Source organism: Methanolinea mesophila, from assembly GCF_017873855.1.
GTDB classification, from domain to species: domain Archaea; phylum Halobacteriota; class Methanomicrobia; order Methanomicrobiales; family Methanospirillaceae; genus Methanolinea_B; species Methanolinea_B mesophila.
The window spans coordinates 2,058,786-2,083,186 of the sequence record NZ_JAGGKR010000001.1; the positions used below are offsets into that span (position 1 = coordinate 2,058,786).

Consider the following 24,401-nt stretch of genomic DNA (forward strand, 5'->3'; position numbering starts at 1 on the left):
AAAAATAATTGCCTCTGCTCCAAGATGAGCATGAATTGCGGTGCCCTGAATTCCTGGCGTATGATGTGTAATCCGTTTGATTCCTTCATCCGGAAAAAAGAGGAAAATTTTTAGCTATTTTTTCATCTTTCCGACAATCAGGAGTGCAGCGAGGAGTCCCGCAATTGCGAGGGTGACCGGTCCCGGACCGGGAGCGGTGGTGGGGAGGGGAGTGGGAGTCGAAGGTGCGGCCTCGATCACGTTCCCTTCTGTCTGCGCTGCGGTCACCACGGGAGTAACCTGATTTTGTGAACCTCCGCTGCCCTCCCCGGCGGGGCCCGAAGCCGTGCCGGAGGGTGTGGCAGACGACGTCCTGGTTGGTGTGGCAGGCGTCTCTACTGCAGTACCCCCGCTCACCTCAGGGCCGGTATACGAGATGCTGCCCAGCCCGCTTTCACTCACGGTAACCGTAGGGACCGCACCCGTGGGAGTTATCGAGACCTCTACTTCCCCCGAATAGCTGTCGACCTCGGCATACACGATCTCCGGGATGATGGTACCTGCTCCGGAAGCCGTGACGTAGATGCGGGCCAGTTCAACGCTCCCTTCGGCCGGAATGGCGGAGCTCTGCATATTTGCCGCCCGTATCCGCACTATCTCGGCCGGGAGTGGCGAGGTCTGCGAAAGCACGGCCCATCCCGGGTACTCGACCCTGGTGATATTCGCGATGCCCGCCGGTTCCAGGGAGATTGTGATGTCGAATCCCGAGATGCTCCCCGGTGCCTGGTCGAGGGTGACATTCGATACACGCTCCTCTCCCGGACCGGAGAACACGATTTCAGGAGCATAGAGTCCCACGGCGGCCGCACATGGGAATACTGCGAGGACCGTCGTCATGACTGCCACGATAATCCATAGTGATCTCATTCTGAACACTTCGCCCGTTTTCCTGCATTAGTATCCGGAAGGAGACAATTTGAGCTTTTCTCCCGGATCACACTGTACTTGCCGGATCTGCGGGTTTGAATAAGCATGGGGGTGAGGAGGTACAGGAAAGACGATCATGCCCGAAGAAGATTACCGCGAAATTCCGGTGAGGAAAGGGACCGTGCAGTGCCTTCCGGAGAGGGAAGAGACGATAGAACACTGTCGTTTCTGTGTATTCTCCCGCTATTTCAAGGTCGGGGGGCACTATGTCAAATCTCCCGCTCTTGCATACTGTACACGCCACCGTGCGACGGATGAGGTGGATCTCTCGAAAGTAGAGTCGGTGAAGTGTGCCGATCGCAGGGGAGAAGGCTACAGGAGTATCATGAATATTATCGGGTGACCGGGTTCTCTGTTTGACCGAATCCAAAAGTCACTACGTCTTCCAGAACTCCCACCAGCGTTTCGTCTGGTAGGGGACGCCCCGCATCTCCCTGCCCCACTCGACGTCGATTGTATGGTGGATGAGGCGGAGCTCCTCGGTGACCCCCAGGAGTGCCGTCCTGATCTCTTCGATTCCTGCTTTTAATTCCCGGAACTCCTCGAATCCCCGCTGCTGGTTGAGGTTGATGGTGCCACCCTCGTTGAGCCGCGCGTACCCGTTCTCGATAAACTCGAGAATGGCACGGTTCCGGTCGATCCCATGCTCCTTTGCAAACTTGTCGATAAGGTCCATGGTTTCGGTATCAAGGGTGAAAGAGACTCGCATCGCCATTACGTCCAACTCCGGGTTTCTGTAATCTGGTATGTCATCGTTCGTTCAAAAAGCCCTTCCCCGGGTGCACCTGCCTTGTGGCATGATCAGGGAAAATGGACCGTTAGTGCGTCGATATCCACGTGCCGTGAAAAAAATTCGCACAGGGCTTCGTAGGGGTCTTCGCAACAGTCATCCCTGACCGGGGTAAAAGCGAGTCCTTTTCTCTCGTAGAGGTACGAGAGCAGGGCGTTCACCGCACCGGGGTTCTCGAAGAGGCCGTGGAGGTAGGTCCCGAACACCAGCCCGTCCGCCGATGCCGTCCCCTCGTCCCCGAATGCCGGGAGGTCATCCCCGCGTTCTGTCTCGCCCATGTGGATCTCGTACCCTTTCACCGTGCCCATCCTGGAAAGGATAGGCCCGACCGGCGATGCCGTCCTCTTCACCTGGACCGTCTTCTTACGGTACGGGCCGAATCTGGTCACCGCGGCGAGCAGCCCGAGACCGGGGTAGGTCCCTTCCCTGGACTCGACCCCGGAATCAACCAGGGTGGCAGAGAGCATCTGGTACCCCCCGCAGATCCCGATGATGGGAATTCCGCGTTCCCTGGCCCTGATCAGGGCGACCGCCGTGCCGTTCGCGATCAGGTCCTGGAGGTCCTCGATGGTGTTCTTGGTCCCCGGGATGATGAGGCAGTCGTATCCCTCCAGGCTCCCTCCCGGGATGATATAGTCCACCGTGGCATGCGGCTCGAGTTTTTCGAAGTCGGTGAAGTTCGAGATGTGCCGGAGCCTGATGATCCCGATCTTCACGGGGCCGGAGGAAGGCTTCTTGTCGGCGATGGAGAGCGAGTCCTCGCTCGGAAGGGGAAAGGGCGTATGCGGGAGCACTCCAAGGACCGGGACCCCGCAAAGATCCTCGATGATCGTCACCCCGTCCCGGAACAGTTCGGGGTCACCCCTGAACTTGTTGACGATCACCCCGATCACCAGGGGCCTGATGTCAGAGGGGAGAAGGGAGAGCGTTCCGTATACCTGGGCGAACACACCGCCCCGCTCTATATCGGCCACGAGAAGGATGGGGAACCGGAGTTCCCGGGCGAGCCGGATGTTCGCGATGTCCCTGTCGTACAGGTTGACCTCCGCCGCACCTCCGGCGCCCTCGACTACCAGGCTCCCGTACCGCTCCTCCAGCCGCCGGGCCGCCTTCAGCGCCGTTTCGAGCAGGAAATCAGTCTCACGGTAATATTCGGAGATACGGACATCCTTCCACGGGTGGCCGAGGAGCACCACCTGGGATGACTTCTCCGCCTTGGGCTTGAGCAGAATAGGGTTCATATCCGCCTCGGGCTCGAGGCAGGCGGCGAACGCCTGCATCGCCTGGGCGATGCCGATCTCCTCTCCGGCCGAGGTCACGTAGGAGTTAAGGCTCATGTTCTGGGACTTGAACGGGGCGACCGGGATCCCCCGCTTCACCATCGCCCTGCATATCGCGGCAACCACCGTGCTTTTCCCCACGTGGGAGGACGTTCCAAGGACCATCAGGGACATGCTGTGGTACAGTATGGGGAGGATTTTAATAAAAAGCGGTACCTTCAGACTGGTAATGGACCTTTCCCGGGCCGGGCGCATCCTTCTGGAAAGCCGGTACCTGCTGCCGGGCGAGACCCCGGAGGAGATGGCCCGCAGGGTGTCGGGCGCAGTCGATACGGGAAGAAGCGATGAGTTCCGGAAAGTGATCGACGACCTGCTGTTTCTCCCGAACTCCCCCACGCTCATGAACGCAGGGCTGCCTGACGGGCAGCTCTCTGCATGTTTCGTCCTCCCCGTAGAGGATTCCATCGAGGGGATCTTCCGGACCCTCAACCACATGGCCCTCATCCACAAGAGCGGAGGGGGTACGGGGTTCTCGTTCTCGAGCCTTCGCCCCTGCGGGGACCTCGTTGCCGGGACTGCGGGGGTGGCGAGCGGTCCGCTGCCATTCATCCAGGTATTCGACGAGGCGACCAATGCCCTCCGGCAGGGAGGGAGACGCCGGGGGGCGAACATGGGAGTGCTCTCGATATCCCACCCCGACATCGCCTGCTTCATCGAGGCCAAAAAAGGCGGTGGGCTCTCGAATTTTAATATTTCGGTCGGGCTGGACGATGCATTCTTCTCCGCCCTGGACAGGGGCGCGGGGTTCGACCTGGTCAACCCGAGGGACGGGGCGGTCTGGGAGACCAAGGATTCGCGGGAGTTATGGGACCTGCTCTGCAGGAACGCCTGGGCGTGCGGGGACCCCGGGGTCCTGTTCCTGGACGAGATCAACCGGGCCAACAAGGTCCCCGGCCTCGGAAGGATCGAGGCGACCAATCCCTGCGGGGAGCAGCCCCTCCTGCCCTACGAGAGCTGTAACCTGGGGAGCGTCAACCTCGCCCGGTGCGTAACCAGGGGAGAGATCGATTTTGAACTGCTGCGAGAGACGGTCAGGTGCGGGGTGGCGTTCCTCGACGCGGTGATAGACGTGAACCGGTTTCCCCTGCCCCGCATCGATGAGCGGACCCGGAGCACCCGGAAGATCGGGCTCGGGGTGATGGGCCTCGCCGACGCCCTGATCGCGATGGCGATACCCTATGCATCGACCGAGGGGCTGAACACCACCGACAGGATCATGGCTGCTGTCGAGGATGAGGCAGTGGCGATGTCCCGCGAGATCGGAGAACAACTCGGGTCGTTCCCGGCTCTAAACGAGAGCGTCTATACAGGCCCGATGCGGAACGGCACGGTGACCACGGTGGCGCCCACCGGGTCGCTCCACCTCATCGCCGGGACCAGCAGCGGGATCGAACCCGTATTCTCTCTTGCATTCGACCGGCTGATCAACGGGGAACGGTTCAGTTTCGTCCACCCGGCGTTGAAGAAACTTCTCGAGGGCCGTCCGGGCGGCCACGCCCTGATGCAGCGGGTGAAACGGACCGGGAGCCTCCAGGGTCTCGGACTCCCCGAGGACGAACTGGAACTATTCCTGACCGCCGCGGAGATCCCGCCCGAGTTCCACGTCCAGATGCAGGCGACGGTGCAGAAGCACACGGATAATGCGGTCTCGAAGACCGTGAACCTCCCCGAGGAGGCCACGCCCGGTGACGTGGGGAGGATCTTCCTCCTCGCCCGTGAACTCGGATGCAAGGGGATCACGGTCTATCGGTACAGGAGCAAGGCGGATCAGGTACTTTCACGGGGCTGCGAGACCTGCAGGGTGGATTCCTGGAGCTGAAACCCTCCGCCTGCAGGAGGGGATATTTTTAACGTTGCGGTGGTCGAATTTGTATGCCACGCGGAGAAACCGGAGTTTTATCCCGGCTGAAGCAATAAATTCCGGCACAATCCATGCCAACAAATATATAAGGAGAACTTGAAGGTACTTGTAATGAGTGGAGGTATTTGTCCGACTTGTGGACTGCCCAAAGAACTGTGTATCTGTGAAGAGGTCGCAAAGGAACAGCAAAGGATCAATGTCAAGGTAAACAGGCGCCGTTACGGAAAAGAAGTGACGGTCATCGAAGGCCTCGACCCGAACGATATCGACCTGGAAGACCTCTCGAAATACATGAAAGGGAAACTCGCCTGTGGCGGGACCGTGAAAGGAAACTCAATAGAACTGCAGGGAAATCACCGCGAACGGGTGAAGGAACTGCTGGCCGATAAGGGATACAGCGTGGAAAACATCACCTGATCCTTCGGATCATTTCAGCTTTTTTTCGTCCGGGAAACACCGTACCCTTCGACCGGCAGGTCCCGGGAAGATCGGATCGCTTTTTTTTTCATTATTTCGGAAAACCGGAAAAAACAGAATAAAAATATTCAGGAACTTTTCTTCTTCTTTTTCTTCCCCTTGATCATGGAGAGGAGGTCGAGGTGGTAACTTCCCTCTTCCCCCATTCCCACGACCCTGTCCTCGGTCCCGGCGAGTTTCGAGATATTGAGCTCGTATTCTCCGGGAGCGACGATGGTGATGCTCTCCACCCGGTCGGGATCGAGCTTCCGCTCCTCCCGGGTTTTTTTCTGCTGCTCCGGCTCGATTATGGTAATCTCTTCTTTCCGGAGCTCGCGGTCCCTCTCCGGCCTCCGGTCGGAGGGTAGGGCGGGCCATTCCCCCTTTGCCCTTTTGTGTTTTGACTGGTCCCCCACGTAGAGGAACTTCCTCCCCCCGCAGCTCTCGCACCCGTCGAGGATCAGGGGCGAAGACTCGGGATACAGCCTCCCGCAGTTCATGCACTTATGCGGCATACTATTTCGTGGATACCCAGGCGCTGATCATGTCCCGGTCCTTCTTGATCATCCGGAGCTGGTTGGCGGGCCCGATCACGGTGAGCCGCGTCTCCTTGGCGCTCTTTCCCATGAGCCGCTTTAAAAAACCGGGGCTTTCCTCCCGGGAGGGGTAGGTCTCGATCTCGATCCCGTTGAACCCGTCGGGGAGGATCTCCCGCATGGTCATCTCTATCAGGGTGCTCTGCTCCTCGGGCTCGAGACCCCGCTCCAGGATGACGATGGTCCCCTGCCGGACATCGTCGAGAATCATCCGGATCTTCTCCATCGAGGTCATGTCGGCAAGCCGCTCCTCGGAGATCAGGTCAATTTGTACTCCCTGCATGTTCCGTCACCTGAAGTAATACACCATCTTTTCATAGAGCTCGTCCAGGCTGCTTCCCTCGAGGCAGGAGATGGGCACCACCGGGTGCTGGGGGAAGGCGCTCCTGATCCGCTGCGGGGACGCATCCGGGAGGTCGGTCTTGTTCGCCGCGATGAGCACCGGGAGGTTCCTGCTCTCGATGATCCCGATCATCATGATATTCACCTGCATGAAGGGGTCTTCCGAACTGTCCAGCATGTAGATGACCCCGTCGATGTCTTCCCGGAGCCAGTGCATCGCCTCCGCGACCCCCTCGGTTGCCTCTCTGGCCCGGACGATGGCATCCTCCTTCGCCACTCCGTACTCCAGGAACTCCTTGTAGTCGACCTTGGTGGTGACCCCCGGGGTGTCCACGATGTCGATGGTGATCGAACTGCCGTTCGAGCCGGTGATGCTTATATCGGATTTTCTCACCGCTCTCCTGGTCTCGTGGGGGATCTCGGAGACGAGGCCGAGCTGCTCCCCGGTCCAGTCTTTGGCGATCCTGTTTGCAAGGGTGGTCTTCCCCGCGTTCGGCGGCCCGTAAATACCTATCCGCGATCGCTTTTTACGGAGGAAGGCCGCCAGAAATGTTGATATCCGATTCCGGGTCTGGACGAAAATATTCATGATATACCTCGAGGCTTATGGTTAACCCTGGCGGAGGAGCATTTCCCCGGAGAGCACCTGATACATATAACCTATTGAATAGCCGGATTATTAGATTTTTTCTGCATCTTCCGCTCCGGAGGTTCGTGCCCGGCATGGGCTGACCAATTCTTTTATATCGATGGTTACACTATGGTAACGTGAAAAACCCATCAACCTAAAACAACAGCAGAAAGGAGGTGATCTTCTGAAAAATTCTTCAGATACGATTCGATTCGAAACCCGGGTCTCGGTTCGCGACGTCATGCGGAGCGACCCTACGACCATTCAGCACAACGAGACCGTGGCGAAGGCTGCCATGGCGATGTGCCGCGATGAGGTAGGGAGTTGTATCGTGCTCGAGAACAGTCTCCCCGCGGGGATCGTGACCGAGGAGGATATCAACTGCAAAGTGGTCGCGAGAGACAGAAAGCCGGGATCTGTGCTTGTCAACGAAGTCATGAGTACGCCGCTGATCACCATCGGTGCTGATAAGGCTGTCCGGGACGCCGCTCACATGATGATCAAGAACCGTGTGCGCCGGCTCCCGGTGGTGAACGAGGAGAAGAAAGTCATCGGGATCGTCACGGTCAGGGATATCCTCTCGGTGTCTACCGAGATCAACGAACTGATGAACGACCTGGTGGAAATTAACCGGGAAGACGTCGTGGAGGTCGGGATGTGCAACCGCTGCGGCCAGATGTCCGACGACCTCCGCCGGATCGATAACGTGATGCTCTGCCCTTCGTGCCGCGAGGAGGAATTTCTCCAATGAAGTGCGTCGCAGATTTTATTACCGACGTGCCTGTGCTCAGGATCGACGACCAGGTGACCAAGGCACGGGCGGTGCTCCGTGACGATATCTACCGGGAGATATTCGTCCAGGAAGGAAAGAAGGCCCTGGTCGGCTACATCGACATATCGGATGTCCTGAAGGTCACCGCCACAAAGTCGAACGTGACCATCGAGGGGTATTTGAAAGAAATTACCCCTGTACATCCCGAGGATACGGTTGAATGCGCCGCAAAGATCATCCGGGAGAACAAAACCGACAGCGCCCCGGTCGTGGACGCCCAGAACCGGATCCTCGGCGGCGTGCTGCTCTCCGATCTCTTCCCGGTAATAGTCACAAGGAACGAGCTCCGGGGAACGGTAAGGGATTACATGACCACCAGGGTAGTCACCTGCTCCCCCGAAGACCAGGTGCAGAAGGTGCATACCCTGATCCTCGAGACCGGGCATACGGCGTTTCCGGTAGTAAAAAAAGGCGTCCTGAAAGGGATTATATCCCGGAGAGACCTTCTGGTGGACGGAAGGCTCCGGAATGCGCTCGAGGGGAATGCCCAGGCCCGGGTGGACACGGTGATGATCCGGGAACTGACCACGATCACTCCCGGGGAGTCCGTCGCCGTCGCGGCGGAAAAGATGGCGAAGTACGATATCAGCAGGATTCCGGTGATGAACGAAGATCGGATGGTAGGAATTCTGGACCGGCACGATATCCTTAAAGGCCTGGCATGAACCCGGTCTTACGGGATTATCCGACACGTTTTTGAAATTGTGCGAATATGACCTGACACGAGGGGTGTAGATGCATCAGCATGATAAAAATCTGAAACAGGGAGACAGGCTCCTTAAAATGCCTGGGAAGCTCGACAGGGGACCGATAGAGTTCAAGACGCGGATGGCGGAGCATGAAGGGGAGATCATGGCCATCGCGACCAGGGAAGTGATCACGGTGTCACCCACCACCACGATCATGGGGGCGGTGGAGAAGATGACCGAGTGCGGGTTCCGCCGGCTCCCGGTGGCCGATCCGGGCAGCAGGAGGCTGCTCGGGATCGTCACGTCCAGCGATATTATTAATTTCATGGGAGGAGGGGACAAGTTCAACCTTGTCAGGGTGAAGCACGGGGGAAACCTGATCCCCGCGGTCAACGAGAGTGTCCGGACCATTATGACCCCCCACCTGACCACCCTCCCGAGCTCCGCCTACATCACGGATGCCATTGAGATCATCACCGGGAAGATGGTCGGAGGCATACCGCTCCTGGGGACCGAGGGCCAGCTCGAGGGCATCGTGACGGAACGGGACGTTATGGGCGTGCTCGCCAGCCAGAAATCGTCCCGGAAGGTCGAGGACGTGATGAGCACGTCGCTCCGGGTGACCGAACCGGACAGCCCTATCGGCAAGGTGACGAGGGACATGACCACTCACCACTTCAGGCGTCTCCCGGTGGTGAGCGGCGACGTGCTCTTCGGGATCGTAACCAGCACGGACATCATGAAGTACCTGGGGAGCAAGCGGGTGTTCGACCGTATGGTCACGGGCGACGTGAAAGAGGTGATGGCCCTCCCGGTCCGGACCCTCGTTTCGGGAACCCTGATCACCATCACCCCGGACAAGACCCTCAACGATGCCGCCCGTATGATGCACGAGAAAGGGGTCGGGGCGCTCCCTGTGATCGAGAACGCCCGTCTGATAGGCCTTATCACCGAATTCGACCTTGTAAAAGCACTTTCGGAGGAATAACGATGCGTGCCGATGATATCATGACCGCCCCGGTCCACGTGGTGGCCGCGAACGAGAACGTCGCCCATGCAAGGAACCTGATGCTCAAACACAAGATCTCCCGGTTACCGGTGATGGACGGCGACTGCCTCACCGGGATCATCACCAAGAAGGACATCGGGTACCGGCTCCGCCAGACCGAGCCCCACTGGAGGAGACGGCCGATCGACCACATCCCCATCTCGGTGCTGATGACCTGCAATCCACTCACGGTCGGGCCCGAGACCAGCATCGCCGAGCTTGCCGGGATCATGATCGAGTGGGATATCTCCGGCCTCCCGGTCATGGAAGAGACCTCACTGGTCGGGATTGTGACGAAATCGGACCTTATGAAGTCCGCGATGGTAGGAAAACTCTCCACGCACGTCGAGGACGTGATGGAAGATGCCATCACGGTCTCGCGCTACCACTCGCTCGACCACGTAATCGACCTGATGAAGGAGAGGAATGATAAGGTCATAGTGGTCAATAATGATGGAACTCTTGCAGGGATCATTACCGAGAGCAACCTTGCGTTCTTCCTCTACGAGACGGAACGAAGGGAACTCCCCCAGAAAGATGTGAAGATCCTGCGCCGGGAGGAGTCGGCAGGGAAGAAAGTCTTCCGCTATGTCTTTGAAACATCGGCGATTGCTGAAGACCTCATGTCCCGCCCGGTGGTGACCATACCACCCGGGGCACCGCTCTCCGAGGCGGTGACGCTGATGCGGGACCAGCATGTCAACAGCATGGTGGTGCTTGACGGCACCGAGATCAGGGGGATCCTGAAGAGGGACGATATAATTAGGGAAGTGGCACAATGAGCAACGATCTGTGCATCAAGGACATCATGTCCAAACCGGTGACCATCGCAAAATCGGCGCTGATCACCGAGGCGCTCGACAAGATGCTGGAGCAGGGGATCGACCCCCTGATCGTGGTCAACAACGGCTCGGTGGTGGGAATGGTATCCCGCCGGAATCTCGCGGAGAAGCTTGGGACCCGGCGGAACTCGGACATCGCACCGACCTCCATCCACGTGGCGAACACGATGGACGAGGACTTCACCACCGTGTACCCGGACGAGGACCTCGACGTCCTGATCCCTCTTCTGCAGACCTACAAGACCGTAGTCGTGTACGACACCGAGCACCGGCTGATCGGACAGGTCAGCTCGGGAGACCTCCTCAAGGTGGTTCGCCCCACGGGAAGTGCAGACGAGGTCATGGAAGCCGCGTGCACCATCGATGCCGAGGAGCGGGTCGTCCATCTCAGGAGAAGGATGCTCGATGACGGGATTCTCAGGTTTGTGGTCACCGAGAACGAACTGATGGTGGGGATCGTGACCGAGACCGATGTCGCGGTTGCCATGCGCAATTTCCGGGAGACCGTGGAGGACAAGCACCAGGACCACCGGATTAGAAACCTGCTGGTCCGGGACATCATGACGAGCCCTGTGCTCTCGGTCGACCGGGGGACTGATGTCGGGGAGATCATCGACATGATGGAGAAGAAGAACATCAGTTCCATGCCGGTCACCGACCAGGGAAGGCTGTGCGGCATGGTCACCCGCTATTCCCTGATCAGCGCCCTCTGAATTTCCCGTCGGAAAATGCTTCATATTTTCCTTTTTTTTGTAATAAAAGCTTAAATTAGAGATTTTCCTCATACTTCTGAATGAACCGGGGTATCCGGTCTAGAACTCTCCCTGAAGTGTCCGGCAGACCGCGATCAGGGTCATTCCATGACCTCCCAAACGACGGGAGGGACTTTCGGATGAACTGCGTGACCTCCCGGAATTTTAACGTCCCATTTATTTTTAGGTATCCGAGCACAATATCTGGAGAGACTATGGCGCTTGAACCGAACGTCCCCGTCGTTCCCACCGGCAACGTGGCCGATCTCCTCAGGGGAATGAGCAGGACCGGATTCCAGGGAAGAAAGCTTGGAGAATCGGTGGAGATCTGGAAGCGGATGATCGAAGACCCGGAATGTACGATCTTCCTCGGGCTCTCCGGCGCGATGATCCCTGCAGGGATGCAGCAGTGCCTCGCGGAGCTCGTCAGGCACCGGTACGTGGATGCGATCGTTTCGACGGGCGCCAACATTTTCCATGATATCTGCGAGCACGCCGGGGTCCGCCATTACCTCGGCCACCACCACGTGGACGACGAGGAGCTCTACCGCCAGGGAATCGATCGGATTTACGACGTCTTCGCGTTCGAGAACGAGTTCCGGGAGATCGATCGCGGGATCGCGGATTTCGGGGAGACTATCGCGCCGTTCCGCGGCTCTTCACGCGAGTTCATGCGACTGTACGGGGAGTTCCTCGTGCGGGAGTATCCCGGCCGCGACTCGCTGGTCGCCGCGTGCACGGAGAAAAATGTCCCCATCTTTATCCCTGCCCTCTGCGACTCGTCCATCGGGATCGGGCTCCTGATCGCCCGCCGGCGCGGGGTGGACGTTGACGTGGACCAGATCGCGGATGCTGACGAGATCACCTGCATGATCGAGGACGCAAAGAAGACCGGCGTGGTCTACATCGGGGGCGGGGTCCCCAAGAACTTCATCCAGCAGACCCAGGTGATCGGTTCGATCCACGAGAAGGACCTCGGCGGGCACGATTACGCGGTCCAGTATACTACGGACGCACCGCACTGGGGCGGGCTCTCCGGGTGCACGTTCGAGGAGGCGATCAGCTGGGGCAAGGAGTCTACAGGTACCTCGCAGGTGCAGGTCCATGTCGATGCGACGATTGCACTCCCGCTGGTGGTCTCCGCCCTGATCGCGTCCGACGCGGAACGGGTGAAACAGTCCGGGGCAAAGAAAAAGAACGTCTTCCGCCAGGGACTCTGATTTCACAACCCGGACAGGAATATCATCCCTCCTGCGGACAGAAGGAGTGGCCCGGGTGAAGAAAGTTTTCGGACGGAATAACGAATTCCGGGAGGGTATGGCCGTGGGATCAACCGGTCCCTCCCGGTTTCGTCGGATTTAAAAGGTACGTCCCGCGAAATGTATGACATACTCCACGATGGCGGCACAAATGAATAGCAGGAATTTGTCGATAGAAGGGATTTGTCTCTCCCGCAACTCTTATTACCCAACCCTTACTATAATATAAAGCACCATTCATGGAGCAGCATGGAAGTTGCTGCGAGTATCGAAAGATGCGAGATTCTCTGTTGAGGTAGCCAAGCCAGGTATGGCGCAGGTTTGCTAAACCTGTGTCCCCTTGGGACTCGAGGGTTCAAATCCCTCCCTCAGCGCTGTCGGAATTCTCAAGAAATCAAGAGGGATTGGATGGCACAACAGGAAGAAGAGATAAGATACTTTGTCCGGGTCGGGACCACCGACCTTGACGGCACGAAACCGGTGGGGATAGCCCTGACTGGCATCAAGGGCGTGGGCCGGCACACCTCGCAGGTCATCGCCCAGATGGCCAGTGTCGACGAGCACGAACTCATGGGCAAGATCCCCGAAGAGGACGTGGACCGTATCAGGAATGCCGTAGAGACCTACGTACAGAACGTACCGACCTGGATGGTCAACCGGCCGAAGGATGTGTATACCGGGGAGGCCCGGCATCTCTTCGGGACCGATGTCGCGACCGCACGGGACGAAGACGTCAACCTGATGAGAAAGATCCGTTGTTACAAGGGGATCCGCCACGAGACCGGACAGAAGGTCCGCGGCCAGAGAACGAAGTCCACAGGCCGTACCGGAACCACGGTGGGTGTCCGCCGCAAGAAGGACTAACGAGGCGACTACATGGGATATCCAGGAAAAAACCATAAATCGTACCAGACTCCGAAGCGACCCTTCGAGAAAACGAGGATCGAAGAAGAGACCCGCCTGGTGATCGAGTACGGGCTCCGGAACAAGCGGGAGGTATGGAAGGCCGCAAGCACCCTCCGTCGTTACCGTAAGGGGGCCCGGGACCTCCTCGCGCTCATGTCCGCCGGGGCGGACGCCGCGACCTTCGAAGCCAAGAAGAACGAACTGCTGGGACACCTGGAGCGGATGGGGCTGCTCGGGGCGGACGCCGATATCGACAGCGTCCTGTCTCTCAAGATCCCCCAGGAACTCGAGCGCCGGCTGCAGACCCTCGTATACCGTAAGGGTCTCGCCCGGTCGCCGAAGCAGGCCCGGCAGATGATCACCCACGGCCACATCGCCGTCTCGGGCAGGAGGGTCACCATTCCCGGGTACCGTGTACCGCGGGACCTCGAAGGCCAGATCTCTTATTACGGGAGGTCTCCCTTCTCGAACGGCGACCATGCCGAGCGGAACAGGATTAGCAAGGTCGGGAGGGCATAATGGCGAGTGACAAGGAAAAATGGGGTATCGCCCATATATTCGCGTCGTTCAACAACACCATCATCACCGTGACCGACCTGTCGGGTGCGGAGACGGTGACCAAGAGCAGCGGCGGCATGGTGGTCAAGCAGGACCGGAACGAGAGTTCACCCTATGCGGCGATGCAGATGGCGGCCAACGTCGCCCAGACCGCGATGGAGAAGGGAATCGTCGGAGTGCACGTGAAAGTGCGTGCCCCCGGCAGAGGCAAGCAGCGCAGTCCCGGGCCGGGTGCGCAGGCGGCAATCAGGGCCCTCGCCCGTGCGGGCATGAGGATCGGGAGGATCGAGGACGTGACTCCCGTCCCCCACGACTCGATCAGGTCCAAGGGCGGACGCCGGGGAAGGAGAGTCTGATGGAGATCATCATCAGCAGGCTCGAAGACGGCATCACCAGGTTCAAGCTGGCAGACAGTAACCCTGCCTTTGCAAACGCCCTGCGCAGGGCGATGATCGGCGAGGTCCCCAGCCTTGCCATAGAGGATGTGCGAATCTACGACAACACCAGCGCGCTCTTCGACGAGATCCTGTCCCACCGACTGGGCCTGATCCCGATCGTCACCGACCTTACCTGCTACGTAAGGCCGGAAGAGTGCAGTTGCGGCGGAGAGGGATGCGCGAGTTGCACCGCGGTCTTCACCATGAGCGTGGAAGGCCCCGGTATGGTATACTCCCGGGACCTCATCCCGCAGGACCCCTCTGCGAGGCCGGCGCTGGAAGACGTTCCGCTGGTCAAGCTGACCAAGGACCAGAAGGTGGTCCTCGAGGCGCGGGCGGTCCTCTCCACGGGAAGGAAACATTCCAAGTGGCAGCCCACCACCGCGTGCGGGTTCAAGAACTACCCGATAGTCGAGATCTCGGACCGTTGCGATGCATGCGGCCAGTGCGTCGAGGAATGCCCCCGGGGTATCCTCGAGGTGCAGGGCGGCAGGGTCACCGTGATCGAGGGCCGGGTGGAGGAGTGCTCCCTTTGCAGGCTCTGCGAACGGGCCTGCATGAACACCGGGATCGGGGAGGAACCCGCGATCCGGGTCACTCAGGACGAGTCCCGCTTTATCTTCGTGGTGGAAGGGGACGGGTCGCTCCCGGTCGTTGAGATCGTGGAACAGGGCCTGAAATTTTTCAAAAATCGCTCCGATGAGCTTTCCGAACAGATAAGTGAATTATCCGGAGGGACAAGAGATGAAAAGTCCGAAGAATAACAAGACCAACCCCCGCCTGTTGGCCCTTATCGATGAACTCAAGGCCGTTTCAAGGGATAACCAGGTCAATATCTGGCAGGATATCGCGGCAAGGCTCGAGACATCGAGCAGGAATTATGCCGAGGTCAATCTCAGCAAGATCAGCCGGTATGCGGCTGACGGCGAGACGATCCTGGTCCCGGGCAAGGTGCTCGGGAGCGGGGTCCTCGAGACCTCGGTACGAGTAGCGGCGCTGAACTTCTCCCAGTCTGCGACAGACAAGATCCGGGGAGCGAGTGGAGAGTGCCTGAGCATCGAGCAGCTGATCCGGGACAACCCCAAGGGCAGCAAGATAAGGATTCTCCGGTGATTCCAATGGTGACAGTGATCGACGCGGACGGGCTCCTGCTCGGGCGGCTGGCAAGTATCGTGGCCGGGAGAGCCCTTGCAGGGGAAGAGATCGCGATAGTAAACGCGGAAAAGACCATCATCTCGGGGAGCAGGGCCCGGGTACTGGCAAATTACGACCAGAAGAGGAGGCGCGGGTCCACCGAAGGCGGCCCGTTCTTCCCCCGGAGGCCCGACCACATCGTGCGACGCACGATCAGGGGCATGCTGCCCTACAAGCGGCAGGCCGGAGCGGCGGCGTTCAAGCGGGTCTTGTGCTACGTGGGAGTGCCTGTCGAGTTCCAGGGGAAAGAGTTTGAGACCCTTGAAGAAGCACACATGGACCGGCTGAACACCCCGCAGTTCGTGACCGTCGGAGCAGTGAGCACGTTCCTTGGAGCGAAATATTAGAGGTGAAGATATGGTGAAAGTGGTGAATACAAGTGGAAAGCGGAAGACGGCGATCGCCCGTGCGACCCTCCGTACCGGAAAAGGTATCGTCCGGGTCAATTCCGTTCCCCTGGATATTTACGGGAACGAACTTGCCCGGCTGAAGATATCCGAGCCCCTGCTCATGGTGCCCCATGCCCTCGACGGGATCGATGTGGCCATCGATGTCGCCGGAGGCGGGATGATGGGACAGGCCGAGGCGGTCCGCACGGCGCTTGCCCGGGGTATCCTGAAGTGGCATAACGATCCCGCGTTAAAGGACGTCTTCCTTGCCTACGACCGCACGCTGCTGGTGAACGACTCGCGCCAGAAAGAGTCCAAGAAGCCCCACGGGCGCGGCGCACGTAAGAAATTCCAAAAGTCTTATCGTTAAGATAATCGAATTAAGAGGGAGATCAAATCGGTATGATACCCGTACGGTGTTTCACCTGTGGAAAGGTGATATCTACAGCCTACGAAGAGTTTAAACGCCGCAAAGAGGCCGGAGAGGATCCTAAAAAGATCCTCGACGATCTCGGCATGGAGCGCTATTGCTGCCGGCGTATGCTTCTTACGCACAAGGAGATAATTGATGATCTCAATCCGTATCAGTGAGGGGTCGTAGGGTAGCCTGGTCCATCCTATGGCGTTCGGGACGCTGTGACCTGAGTTCGAATCTCAGCGACCCCATTTATTATTACCTACGTAGATTTTGAGGATCGATGATGCAGTCTTATACTCGTTACGAGAGAGCGCGGATAATAGGAGCTCGTGCCCTGCAGATATCGATGGGTGCCCCGCTGCTTGTCAGGACTTCAAAAATTGACCCGCTCGAGATAGCCATCGAGGAATATCAGCAGAACGTGATTCCGATCACGGTAAAGAGGAAATGAGCATGACCACCATCTGCGAGATTGAGCTCCGGACCATACTGGACAGCAGAGGGAACCCCACCGTCGAGGCGGACATCTATACCGACAGCGGCTTCGGAAGGGCCGCTGCACCGAGCGGCGCCAGCACCGGGGCCCACGAGGCGAAAGTCCTGGACCCACGGGCAGCGGTGGAGTACGCGAAGGAGAACCTCATCTCCCGGCTGATCGGGGAGGACACCAGGAACCAGGTGGGTTTCGACGCACTCCTCCGGGAGATCGACGGGACCCGGGACTTCTCCGTCATAGGGGCCAACGTGGCGGTAGCGCTCTCCCTGGCCAATTCGAAGGCGGCCGCATCCTCCCTGGGAATGGAACTGTTCCATTACCTGGGCGGGGCGTTCGTGCCGGAACTGCCGCTCCCCCTGGGGAACGTGATCGGGGGAGGAGCCCATGCCGAAGGGGCCACCGAGATCCAGGAATTCCTGATCGTCCCCACCGGGGCGTCAGGCCCTGAAGAGGGAGTGTTCGCGAATGCTGCGGTACACAAGACCGTAAAGGACCTCTTAAAAAAGAAGGGCAAGTCCTCGGGCAAGGGAGACGAAGGGGCCTGGGCACCGCACATCGAGGACCAGGAGGCCTTCGAGACGGTAACCGAGGCGATCGGCATCGTGTCCGACAAGATGGGGATCTCCATCTCCATGGGCGTCGACGTCGCTGCGAGCCAGATGTGGAACGAAGGAGAACAGAAGTACCGTTACCGGGCGAGGACCCTCGACACCGAGGGGCAGGTCGCGTATATCGCCGAACTCGTCGACCGGTACAACCTGATATACGTGGAAGACCCGCTCCAGGAAGAGGACTTTGCAGGGTTCGCCGACCTCACCGAACAGGTGGGAGACCGGTGCCTGGTGTGCGGGGACGACCTGTACGTGACCGACGTGTCGCGGATAATCCAGGGACTGGAACAGGGCTCCACGAACTGCGCTCTGATAAAACCCAACCAGGTGGGAACCCTCACCGAGACGTTCGAGGCCATTCACCTCGCCCATACCCACGGGATGGACACGGTGATGAGCCACCGCTCGGGAGAGACCACCGATGCCACCATCGCGCACCTTGCGACCGCGTTCGGGTGCGTGTTCCTCAAGACCGGGATAGTCGGAGGAGAAAGGACGGCCAAACTGAATGAACTCATACGTATAGAGGAACTGATAGAATGACAGAAGCAACAGAGATGGAAATTGAACTGAAAGAGCCGCTGGTCCCGGTCGAGGAATACCTCGCCGCCGGAGTGCATATCGGCACCCAGCAGAAGAGCAAGGACATGAAGAGATTTATCTACCGGGTAAGGGGCGACGGCCTCTACATCCTGGACATCAGGGAGACCGACGAGCGGATCAAGACCGCCGCCAAGTTCCTCGCCCAGTTTGAGCCCGGTAAGATCCTCGTGGTGACCTCACGCCAGTACGGCCAGTACCCGGCCAAGAAGTTCGCGGAGACCGTGGGCGGCATCGCCGCAACCGGCCGGTTCATCCCCGGGATGCTCACCAACCAGAACCTGAACGGATACCTGGAGCCCGAGGTCCTCGTCGTGACCGACCCGATCGGCGACTCGCAGGCGGTCAAGGAAGCGGTCCAGTCGGGGATCCCCATCGTGGCCCTCTGCGACACCAATAACATGACCAGTTTCGTCGACCTGGTGATACCCACCAACAACAAGGGACGAAAGGCACTCTCCATGATCTACTTCCTGCTGACCAGGGAGATCCTGCACCTTCGTGGCATATCCACCTCCCTCACCCAGGAAGACTTCGAGACCGAGTTATAATAATAACCCCAGAAAACGAGGGTTTACCGGATGAAGATACGTGCAAGCATGCTCGCCGGCACGTGGTACCCGAGGGATCCCAGCCATCTCGAACAGCTGCTGGAGAAGTATTTCCGGGGCAAGGAGCCGGGAGTGAAAGCCCTGGGGGTCGTATCCCCCCACGCGGGCTACCCTTACTCCGGGGAAGTCGCCGCCTGGGCATTCAGCGCCATCGATCCGGATTTTTCCGGTACAATCGTGGTGGTGGGCCCGAGTCACCGGGGATACCGGACCTCCGTGTCCCGGGTCCCCTGGGAGACTCCTCTCGGGATCCTCGATAACGACCCCGGGTTTTCGGAGGCCCTCGACCTCGTGCAGGACGAGGTCTCCCACCAGGAACCCGAAAACTCGCTCGAGGTGCAGATGCCGTTCATCAAGTTCCGGTTCCCCCGGGCACGGGTGGTCCCCATCATGATGGGCGACCAGGACCCGTCCCATGCCGAAGAACTTGCCGGGATAATCCTCGAGGCAGTGAAACGGACAGGAAGGGAGGTCAGGATCGTCGCGTCCAGCGACTTTTCCCACTACGTTCCCGAAACGCAGGCGAGGGAGCAGGACCTCTACGCGATAGAGGCGCTCACCACCCTGGACGTCCCGGAGTTCTACCGCCGGATAGCATCCCGCGGGGTGAGCGCATGCGGGTACGGGCCCATCGCGACCATGTGCCACGTATGCCGGGGGCTTGGGGCTTCTATGGGACGCCTGATCCGGTACGGGACCAGCGGCGACGTCACCGGGGACCCCACGGTCGTGGGGTATGCGGCCATCGCGGTGATATAGGTGGCGACCTGGAGCGCACCGGGGAAAGTATTCCTGTTCGGCGAACACGGGGTAGTCTACGGGAAACCGGGGATCGCCATGGCGATCCGCCCCCGGGTGTTCGTCACGGTGCGCCGGAGCAGGGTCGCCCACCATGCAAAATCTCCCTACATCGAGAGTTGTTTCGACGAGATGGGGGTGCGGGGAAGCGTGTATGTCAACTCCCAGCTCCCCAGTTCCTCCGGGCTCGGGTCCTCGGCGGCCGTTACCGTCGCCACCCTGGCTGCAATAAACGACGAGTTCGGGAAGAAGAATTCGCTGGAGGAGATCGCGGACATGGCATTCGCCATCGAGAAAAAGGTGCAGAAGGGGCGGGCCAGCCCCACCGACACCTCGGTCTCCACGTTCGGGGGGATCGTGCTGATCACCGGCACCTCCCGGAGGCGGCTTGCTCCCCATAATTTCCAGATGGTGATCGGCAACAGCATGGTCTCCCACAATACCAGCAAGATGGTGGAGAAGGTCGCGGACCTGAAGGCGAAGAGCCCGGGTATCTGCAATCCGGTCCTGGACGCAATCGGGGCCCTCACCATGACGGCCATGCACCATATGACCGACCCGAACTCCCTCGGGAGACTGATGAACATGAACCATGCCCTCCTTGAGGTGCTCGGGGTCGGACACCCCGCGATATCCCGGCTCGTCCTCGCGTCCAGGGCTGCGGGCGCCTACGGGGCAAAGATTACCGGCGCAGGTGGCGGCGGGTGTATGGTCGCCCTCTGCCCGAAACACCTGAAAAGCAGGGTTGCGGGAGCAATCGAGGCCTGCGATGCGCGGGCCATTATCACTACCCTCGATACCGACGGGGTAAGAAAGGAAAAAGATGTCTGAACGGATCCTCCTCAAGCTCGGCGGGAGCGTCGTCACCGAGAAGGGAAGAGCCGGTGCCATCGATGAAGGCCGTGTCCTCTCCATAGCCCGGGAGATAGGGAAACGGCCCGAGAAGGAGTACCTGCTGGTACACGGGGCAGGGTCCTGCGGACACCCGGAGGCGAAAGCCTACGGGATCGCCGGAGGGGTGGACCGGAGCAACCGCGAAGGTATTGCCATCACCCATCACGCGGTCCTCGCCCTGAACCGGGAGATAGTGAAACGCCTGCGGGAGGCGGGCGTGGACGCAGTGGGGATCTCCCCGCTGCAGGGATGCCTGGCGGACAACGGACGAATCCGATCCTACGAGCACCGGCATATCGCCGGGATGGTCGGTCTCGGGATCGTCCCGGTCCTGCACGGCGACGTGGTGATGGACTGCACCAGGGGGGCCTGTATCGTATCGGGCGACCAGCTGGTGCAGTACCTGGCAAAGAACCTGGCACCGGACCGTATAGGTCTGGCGACCGACGTGCCGGGGATCCTCGAGGGGGACCGGGTGATACCCTCGATTGTTCCCGGAAAGTTCGATCCTTCCTCCATCGGTTCTTCCGGTCACACGGACGTGACCGGAGGGATGAGGGGGAAGGTGGAAGAACTGATGGACCTTGCTCGGACGGGCAGGACCTCGGAGATATTTCATGTCTCCCGGCTTTCGGACTTCCTCGACGGAAGGCCCCACGGGGGGACTGTAGTGAAGGGAAGGGACTAACGATGGGAGACAAGAAAAGATTCACCTCCGGCCGGAAACTGGACCATATCAGGATCTGTCTCGAGTCGGACGTAGAGCAGGGAGACCCGGGTTTTTCCGATGTCCGGCTGCTCCACGAGGCCCTCCCTGACTGTAATATGGCGGAGATCAGGACGGGCGTCCGGTTCCTCGGACACGAGTTCTCGTCCCCCCTGTTCATCGCAGCGATGACGGGCGGGCACCCCGATACCAGGGAGGTAAACCGGACCCTGGCACGGGCGGCCCGGCACTTCGGGATCGGCATGGGTGTCGGGTCCCAGAGGGCGGCGCTGGAAAACCCGGAACTGGAAGATACCTACTCCGTGGTCAGGGAAGAGGCGCCGGACTCGTTCATCGTGGCAAACCTGGGGATCGTCCAGCTCCGTGACCACGGGACAGAATGGGCCGAGCGGGCGGTGGAGATGATCGATGCGGATGCCCTCGCCATCCACCTCAACTTCCTTCAGGAAGCCCTCCAGCCCGAAGGCGACCACAATGCCACAGGATGTTTCGGAGCGCTCGCAGACCTGTGCAGCGGGTTTTCCACCCCGGTGATCGTGAAGGAGACCGGGAGCGGGATCTCGGCCCCCACAGCCCGCCGCTGTTTCGGTATCGGGTGTGCGGCGATCGACGTGGGAGGCTCCGGAGGGACCTCCTGGCAGGCCATAGAGGGTGTCCGGGCCCGGGAGAGCCGGAAGGAGGAACATTCCGGCCTGGCCTCCATGGGCGAGACGTTCCGTGACTGGGGCATCCCTACGGTCGTGAGTATCTGTGAGGTAAACCGGGCCGGTGGCCCGGTGATCGCTACGGGAGGGATCCGCTCGGGGCTGGATATGGCCCGGGCGATCGTACTCGGCGCCGACCTCTGCGGGATGGCCCTCCCGCTTTTAAAACCGGCGCTTGAAGGCGATGAATCGTTAAATAAAACTATCGAGGCATTTCTGCAGGAACTGAGGGTGGCCATGTTCTTAACCGGCTCAGGCACTCTGTCCGACCTGAGAACTACCAAAGCGACCATCACCGGGGCTACCCGGGAGATGCTCGAATCCATTTCGGAGGAATATCATGGATATTGAAATAATTGCGGTGGGCGGCTATGACGAAGTCGGGAGAAATATGACTGCCGTCCGCTGCGGCAAAGAAATTGTTATTTTGGATATGGGACTCCGCCTGGATCAGGTCATGATCCACGAAGAGGCGGAGGTGGAGAACCTTCACTCGCTGGACCTGATCCAGATGAAGGCGATCCCCGATGACACGCTGATGAACACCGTGGAAGGGACGGTAAAGGCTATCGTCTGCTCCCACGGGCACCTGGACCATATCGGAGCGATCCCGAAACTGGCCCACCGGTACAACGCCCCCATTATCAGCACCCCCTATACGACGGAGCTGATCAGGCAGCAGATCGCCGGGGAGCAGAAGTTCGGGGTGAACAACAAGCTCTTCGCACTCAAGTCAGGGCAGCGCTACACGCTCTCGCAGCACCTCTCCCTGGAGTTCGTGCGAATGCAGCACTCCATCATCGACACGGTGACGGTGGTCCTTCACACCCCCCACGGGGCGATCGTGTATGCCTGCGACTACAAGCTGGACCGGACCCCGGTGATAGGTGAGCCGCCGGATTTCGCCCGCCTGCGCCAGATCGGAAAAGAAGGCGTACTCGCGCTGATCGTGGAGAGTACCTACATCGACAACCGCGGGAGGGCCCCGAGCGAACGTATTGCCCGGGACCTGGTGCGGGACACTATAACCAGTTACGAGGACGATAAAAGCGCCATCATGGTGAGCACGTTTTCGTCCCACATCGCCAGGGTGAAGACCATCGCCGAGTGCGCCCACGAGATAGGGCGAAAGCCGGTGCTGCTCGGCCGTTCGATGGAACGTTACAGTTCCACCGCGGAGCAGATGAAACTGGTCGGCTTCCCGGAGACCATGAGCATGTTCGGTAACCGGAGGACCGTGGACCGGACGCTCCGCCGGATGATGAAGATGGGGAAGGACAAGTTCGTCCCTATTATCACCGGCCACCAGGGCGAACCGGGCTCGATCCTCACCAGGATCGCGCTCGGGGATACCCCCTATAAGGTGGACAAAGGGGACAAGGTCATCTTCTCGGCGAAGGTGATCCCAAACCCCATGAACTACGGCCAGCGGTACATGATCGAGGCCCATCTCGGAATGGCGGGGGCCAGGATCCTTCCCGACCTCCACGTCACCGGGCACGCCTACCGGGAGGACCACTACGAGTTCATCCACCTGTTAAACCCCCAGCACATCATCCCTGCCCACGGGCACATCAGGATGACCTCGGGGTATGCGGAGTTCACCGGGGAGATCGGGTACACCCTGCATAACGACGTACATGTACTATCAAACGGGCAACGCGTAAAACTGAAGTGAGGAATCAGGCAATGGAGCTGAAAGAGTATCTGGAGAAGACCGCGCTGCAGGTTGACAAGATGATCAACCGCTATTTCGGGGACACATGCGACGACTTGGGAAAAGCGAGTGCGCACCTGCTGATGGCCGGAGGAAAACGGCTCCGGCCCGCGATGCTCCTGCTTGCGGCCGATGCGTGCGTGAAGGGCAGCAGCATCGATGTCATGCCTGCCGCGATCTCCCTGGAACTGACCCACAGCTTCACCCTGATCCATGACGACATCATGGACGAGGATACCGTCCGCCGTGGAGTACCCACGGTGCACACGGTATGGGACGAACCCACCGCCATCCTGGCCGGGGATGTCCTGTTTGCCAGTGCATTCGAGTTTCTCTGCCTGGCCGACGCCCCGGAGAACGCCAAGGTGCGGGCGGTCTCGATGCTTGCCCGGACCTGCATCGACATCTGCGAAGGACAGCACATGGACATGTCCTTCGAGACCCGCGACGACGTGTCGGAGGGTGAATACATGACCATGGTGGGGAAGAAGACGGGCGCACTCTACGCCGCCGCGGCGGGGATCGGAGGGATCCTTGCCGGTGGAAAGCCCACCTACATCGATGCCCTCTACCACTACGGGTACGGTATCGGGATGGCATTCCAGGTCCAGGACGATATCATCGATCTCATGGCGAGCAAGGAGATCAGCGGCAAAGACCAGGCCTCCGACCTCCGGGAAGGAAAACAGACGCTGATCAACATCAAGGCGAGGGAGAAGGGGATCGACCTCTCTCCCTACCGTAAGGAACTTACCCCGGAGGAGATCGATGAGGTCATCGCCCTGCTCCGGAAGGAGGGAGTGATCGACGAGGTGCAGGCGATCTCCCGGGACCTCGTGGACTCCGGGATCACCCGGATCGGGATCCTTCCGGATTCGCCCGAGAAACAGCTCCTCCTCTCCATGGGTTCGCACTTCATCACCCGGAGTTACTGACC

32 protein-coding genes and 2 tRNA genes are annotated in these 24,401 nt (G+C 59.6%); 28 read left to right on the forward strand and 6 right to left on the reverse strand.

From position 1 onward, the window contains the following. Window positions 1-114 precede the first annotated feature (114 nt). Entirely contained in the window at window positions 115-906 is a 792-nt protein-coding gene (locus tag J2741_RS09785) for a hypothetical protein (RefSeq protein WP_209675078.1), read from the reverse strand. 136 nt (window positions 907-1,042) lie between these two features. Between J2741_RS09785 and J2741_RS09790 the strand changes: the two genes are divergently transcribed. After that, the gene (locus J2741_RS09790) at window positions 1,043-1,309 is read left to right on the forward strand and encodes a hypothetical protein (protein ID WP_209675079.1); all 267 of its coding nucleotides are present in this window, start codon (window positions 1,043-1,045) and stop codon (window positions 1,307-1,309) included. Between the two features lie 33 nt (window positions 1,310-1,342). Here the strand turns inward: J2741_RS09790 and J2741_RS09795 are convergent, their stop codons facing one another. Then, entirely contained in the window at window positions 1,343-1,681 is a 339-nt protein-coding gene (locus J2741_RS09795) for a type II secretion system protein E (protein WP_209675080.1), read from the reverse strand. 86 nt (window positions 1,682-1,767) lie between these two features. Beyond that, a complete protein-coding gene (locus tag J2741_RS09800) occupies window positions 1,768-3,210 on the reverse strand; it encodes a cobyric acid synthase (protein ID WP_209675081.1) in 1,443 nt (480 codons plus the stop codon). Window positions 3,211-3,265: 55 nt separating this feature from the next. Between J2741_RS09800 and J2741_RS09805 the strand changes: the two genes are divergently transcribed. Next, the gene (locus tag J2741_RS09805) at window positions 3,266-4,915 is read left to right on the forward strand and encodes an adenosylcobalamin-dependent ribonucleoside-diphosphate reductase (RefSeq protein ID WP_209675082.1); all 1,650 of its coding nucleotides are present in this window, start codon (window positions 3,266-3,268) and stop codon (window positions 4,913-4,915) included. 153 nt (window positions 4,916-5,068) lie between these two features. Next, window positions 5,069-5,374, forward strand: a complete 306-nt coding sequence (yciH, locus tag J2741_RS09810) for a stress response translation initiation inhibitor YciH (protein WP_209675083.1) — start codon at window positions 5,069-5,071, stop codon at window positions 5,372-5,374. A 128-nt stretch (window positions 5,375-5,502) separates the two neighbouring features. Here the strand turns inward: yciH and J2741_RS09815 are convergent, their stop codons facing one another. The 3 genes from J2741_RS09815 to J2741_RS09825 are packed head-to-tail and all read right to left on the reverse strand — an operon-like array spanning window position 5,503 to window position 6,940. Beyond that, the gene (locus J2741_RS09815; protein WP_209675084.1) at window positions 5,503-5,928 is read right to left on the reverse strand and encodes an OapC/ArvC family zinc-ribbon domain-containing protein; all 426 of its coding nucleotides are present in this window, start codon (window positions 5,926-5,928) and stop codon (window positions 5,503-5,505) included. 1 nt (window position 5,929) lies between these two features. Continuing rightward, window positions 5,930-6,292, reverse strand: coding sequence for a DUF2073 domain-containing protein (locus J2741_RS09820; RefSeq protein ID WP_209675085.1), 363 nt, complete (start codon window positions 6,290-6,292; stop codon window positions 5,930-5,932). A 6-nt stretch (window positions 6,293-6,298) separates the two neighbouring features. Then, window positions 6,299-6,940: an Era-like GTP-binding protein gene (locus tag J2741_RS09825; protein ID WP_209675086.1), complete on the reverse strand. Its 642-nt coding sequence runs from the start codon at window positions 6,938-6,940 to the stop codon at window positions 6,299-6,301. 283 nt (window positions 6,941-7,223) lie between these two features. Here J2741_RS09825 and J2741_RS09830 point away from each other — a divergent pair, with 283 nt between their 5' ends. The 25 genes from J2741_RS09830 to J2741_RS09950 all read left to right on the forward strand — a co-directional run bounded on the left by J2741_RS09830 (window position 7,224) and on the right by J2741_RS09950 (window position 24,399). Further along, complete coding sequence (locus tag J2741_RS09830) at window positions 7,224-7,733, forward strand: CBS domain-containing protein (protein ID WP_394357421.1); 510 nt, start codon at window positions 7,224-7,226, stop codon at window positions 7,731-7,733. Beyond that, window positions 7,730-8,479, forward strand: coding sequence for a CBS domain-containing protein (locus J2741_RS09835; protein WP_209675087.1), 750 nt, complete (start codon window positions 7,730-7,732; stop codon window positions 8,477-8,479). Before J2741_RS09830 ends, J2741_RS09835 begins: the two co-directional genes overlap by 4 nt. A 118-nt stretch (window positions 8,480-8,597) precedes the next feature. Continuing rightward, window positions 8,598-9,491, forward strand: a complete 894-nt coding sequence (locus J2741_RS09840) for a CBS domain-containing protein (RefSeq protein ID WP_245249482.1) — start codon at window positions 8,598-8,600, stop codon at window positions 9,489-9,491. A gap of 2 nt (window positions 9,492-9,493) precedes the next feature. Then, a complete protein-coding gene (locus J2741_RS09845; RefSeq protein WP_209675089.1) occupies window positions 9,494-10,333 on the forward strand; it encodes a CBS domain-containing protein in 840 nt (279 codons plus the stop codon). Beyond that, a complete protein-coding gene (locus J2741_RS09850; RefSeq protein WP_209675090.1) occupies window positions 10,330-11,106 on the forward strand; it encodes a CBS domain-containing protein in 777 nt (258 codons plus the stop codon). The genes J2741_RS09845 and J2741_RS09850 overlap by 4 nt, the downstream gene beginning before the upstream one ends. A 254-nt stretch (window positions 11,107-11,360) precedes the next feature. Further along, window positions 11,361-12,365 carry a deoxyhypusine synthase gene (locus J2741_RS09855; RefSeq protein WP_209675091.1) on the forward strand — a complete coding sequence of 335 codons (1,005 nt, stop codon included), beginning with the start codon at window positions 11,361-11,363 and terminating at the stop codon, window positions 12,363-12,365. A 328-nt stretch (window positions 12,366-12,693) separates the two neighbouring features. Beyond that, window positions 12,694-12,778 (forward strand) — tRNA-Ser (locus J2741_RS09860). Window positions 12,779-12,812: 34 nt separating this feature from the next. Next, entirely contained in the window at window positions 12,813-13,268 is a 456-nt protein-coding gene (locus J2741_RS09865) for a 30S ribosomal protein S13 (RefSeq protein WP_209675092.1), read from the forward strand. Window positions 13,269-13,280: 12 nt separating this feature from the next. Continuing rightward, on the forward strand, window positions 13,281-13,829 hold the full coding sequence (locus J2741_RS09870; protein WP_209675093.1) for a 30S ribosomal protein S4: 549 nt from the start codon (window positions 13,281-13,283) through the stop codon (window positions 13,827-13,829). Continuing rightward, a complete protein-coding gene (locus J2741_RS09875; RefSeq protein ID WP_209675094.1) occupies window positions 13,829-14,224 on the forward strand; it encodes a 30S ribosomal protein S11 in 396 nt (131 codons plus the stop codon). Before J2741_RS09870 ends, J2741_RS09875 begins: the two co-directional genes overlap by 1 nt. Continuing rightward, window positions 14,224-15,069 (forward strand): DNA-directed RNA polymerase subunit D, encoded by an 846-nt coding sequence (locus tag J2741_RS09880; RefSeq protein ID WP_209675095.1) that lies wholly within the window; start codon window positions 14,224-14,226, stop codon window positions 15,067-15,069. Before J2741_RS09875 ends, J2741_RS09880 begins: the two co-directional genes overlap by 1 nt. Then, window positions 15,050-15,418 carry a 50S ribosomal protein L18e gene (locus J2741_RS09885; RefSeq protein WP_209675096.1) on the forward strand — a complete coding sequence of 123 codons (369 nt, stop codon included), beginning with the start codon at window positions 15,050-15,052 and terminating at the stop codon, window positions 15,416-15,418. The genes J2741_RS09880 and J2741_RS09885 overlap by 20 nt, the downstream gene beginning before the upstream one ends. A 5-nt stretch (window positions 15,419-15,423) precedes the next feature. Further along, window positions 15,424-15,846: a 50S ribosomal protein L13 gene (locus tag J2741_RS09890; RefSeq protein WP_209675097.1), complete on the forward strand. Its 423-nt coding sequence runs from the start codon at window positions 15,424-15,426 to the stop codon at window positions 15,844-15,846. Between the two features lie 10 nt (window positions 15,847-15,856). Then, complete coding sequence (locus J2741_RS09895) at window positions 15,857-16,258, forward strand: 30S ribosomal protein S9 (protein ID WP_209675098.1); 402 nt, start codon at window positions 15,857-15,859, stop codon at window positions 16,256-16,258. Between the two features lie 32 nt (window positions 16,259-16,290). Then, complete coding sequence (locus J2741_RS09900; RefSeq protein ID WP_209675099.1) at window positions 16,291-16,479, forward strand: DNA-directed RNA polymerase subunit N; 189 nt, start codon at window positions 16,291-16,293, stop codon at window positions 16,477-16,479. Next, window positions 16,480-16,554, forward strand: a tRNA-Pro gene (locus tag J2741_RS09905). A 35-nt stretch (window positions 16,555-16,589) separates the two neighbouring features. After that, a complete protein-coding gene (locus J2741_RS09910) occupies window positions 16,590-16,757 on the forward strand; it encodes a DNA-directed RNA polymerase subunit K (RefSeq protein ID WP_209675645.1) in 168 nt (55 codons plus the stop codon). 2 nt (window positions 16,758-16,759) lie between these two features. Next, window positions 16,760-17,956: a phosphopyruvate hydratase gene (eno, locus tag J2741_RS09915; RefSeq protein ID WP_209675100.1), complete on the forward strand. Its 1,197-nt coding sequence runs from the start codon at window positions 16,760-16,762 to the stop codon at window positions 17,954-17,956. Then, window positions 17,953-18,564 (forward strand): 30S ribosomal protein S2, encoded by a 612-nt coding sequence (gene rpsB / locus J2741_RS09920; protein WP_209675101.1) that lies wholly within the window; start codon window positions 17,953-17,955, stop codon window positions 18,562-18,564. Before eno ends, rpsB begins: the two co-directional genes overlap by 4 nt. A 30-nt stretch (window positions 18,565-18,594) precedes the next feature. Further along, window positions 18,595-19,383, forward strand: a complete 789-nt coding sequence (gene amrB / locus J2741_RS09925) for an AmmeMemoRadiSam system protein B (protein WP_209675102.1) — start codon at window positions 18,595-18,597, stop codon at window positions 19,381-19,383. Beyond that, a complete protein-coding gene (gene mvk, locus J2741_RS09930; protein WP_209675103.1) occupies window positions 19,384-20,253 on the forward strand; it encodes a mevalonate kinase in 870 nt (289 codons plus the stop codon). Further along, window positions 20,246-21,004, forward strand: coding sequence for an isopentenyl phosphate kinase (locus J2741_RS09935; protein WP_209675104.1), 759 nt, complete (start codon window positions 20,246-20,248; stop codon window positions 21,002-21,004). Before mvk ends, J2741_RS09935 begins: the two co-directional genes overlap by 8 nt. A gap of 2 nt (window positions 21,005-21,006) precedes the next feature. Further along, window positions 21,007-22,098 (forward strand): type 2 isopentenyl-diphosphate Delta-isomerase, encoded by a 1,092-nt coding sequence (gene fni / locus J2741_RS09940; protein WP_209675105.1) that lies wholly within the window; start codon window positions 21,007-21,009, stop codon window positions 22,096-22,098. Beyond that, a complete protein-coding gene (locus J2741_RS09945) occupies window positions 22,088-23,425 on the forward strand; it encodes an RNase J family beta-CASP ribonuclease (protein ID WP_209675106.1) in 1,338 nt (445 codons plus the stop codon). The genes fni and J2741_RS09945 overlap by 11 nt, the downstream gene beginning before the upstream one ends. 11 nt (window positions 23,426-23,436) lie before the next feature. Continuing rightward, window positions 23,437-24,399 carry a polyprenyl synthetase family protein gene (locus tag J2741_RS09950; protein WP_209675107.1) on the forward strand — a complete coding sequence of 321 codons (963 nt, stop codon included), beginning with the start codon at window positions 23,437-23,439 and terminating at the stop codon, window positions 24,397-24,399. Window positions 24,400-24,401: the final 2 nt, after the last annotated feature.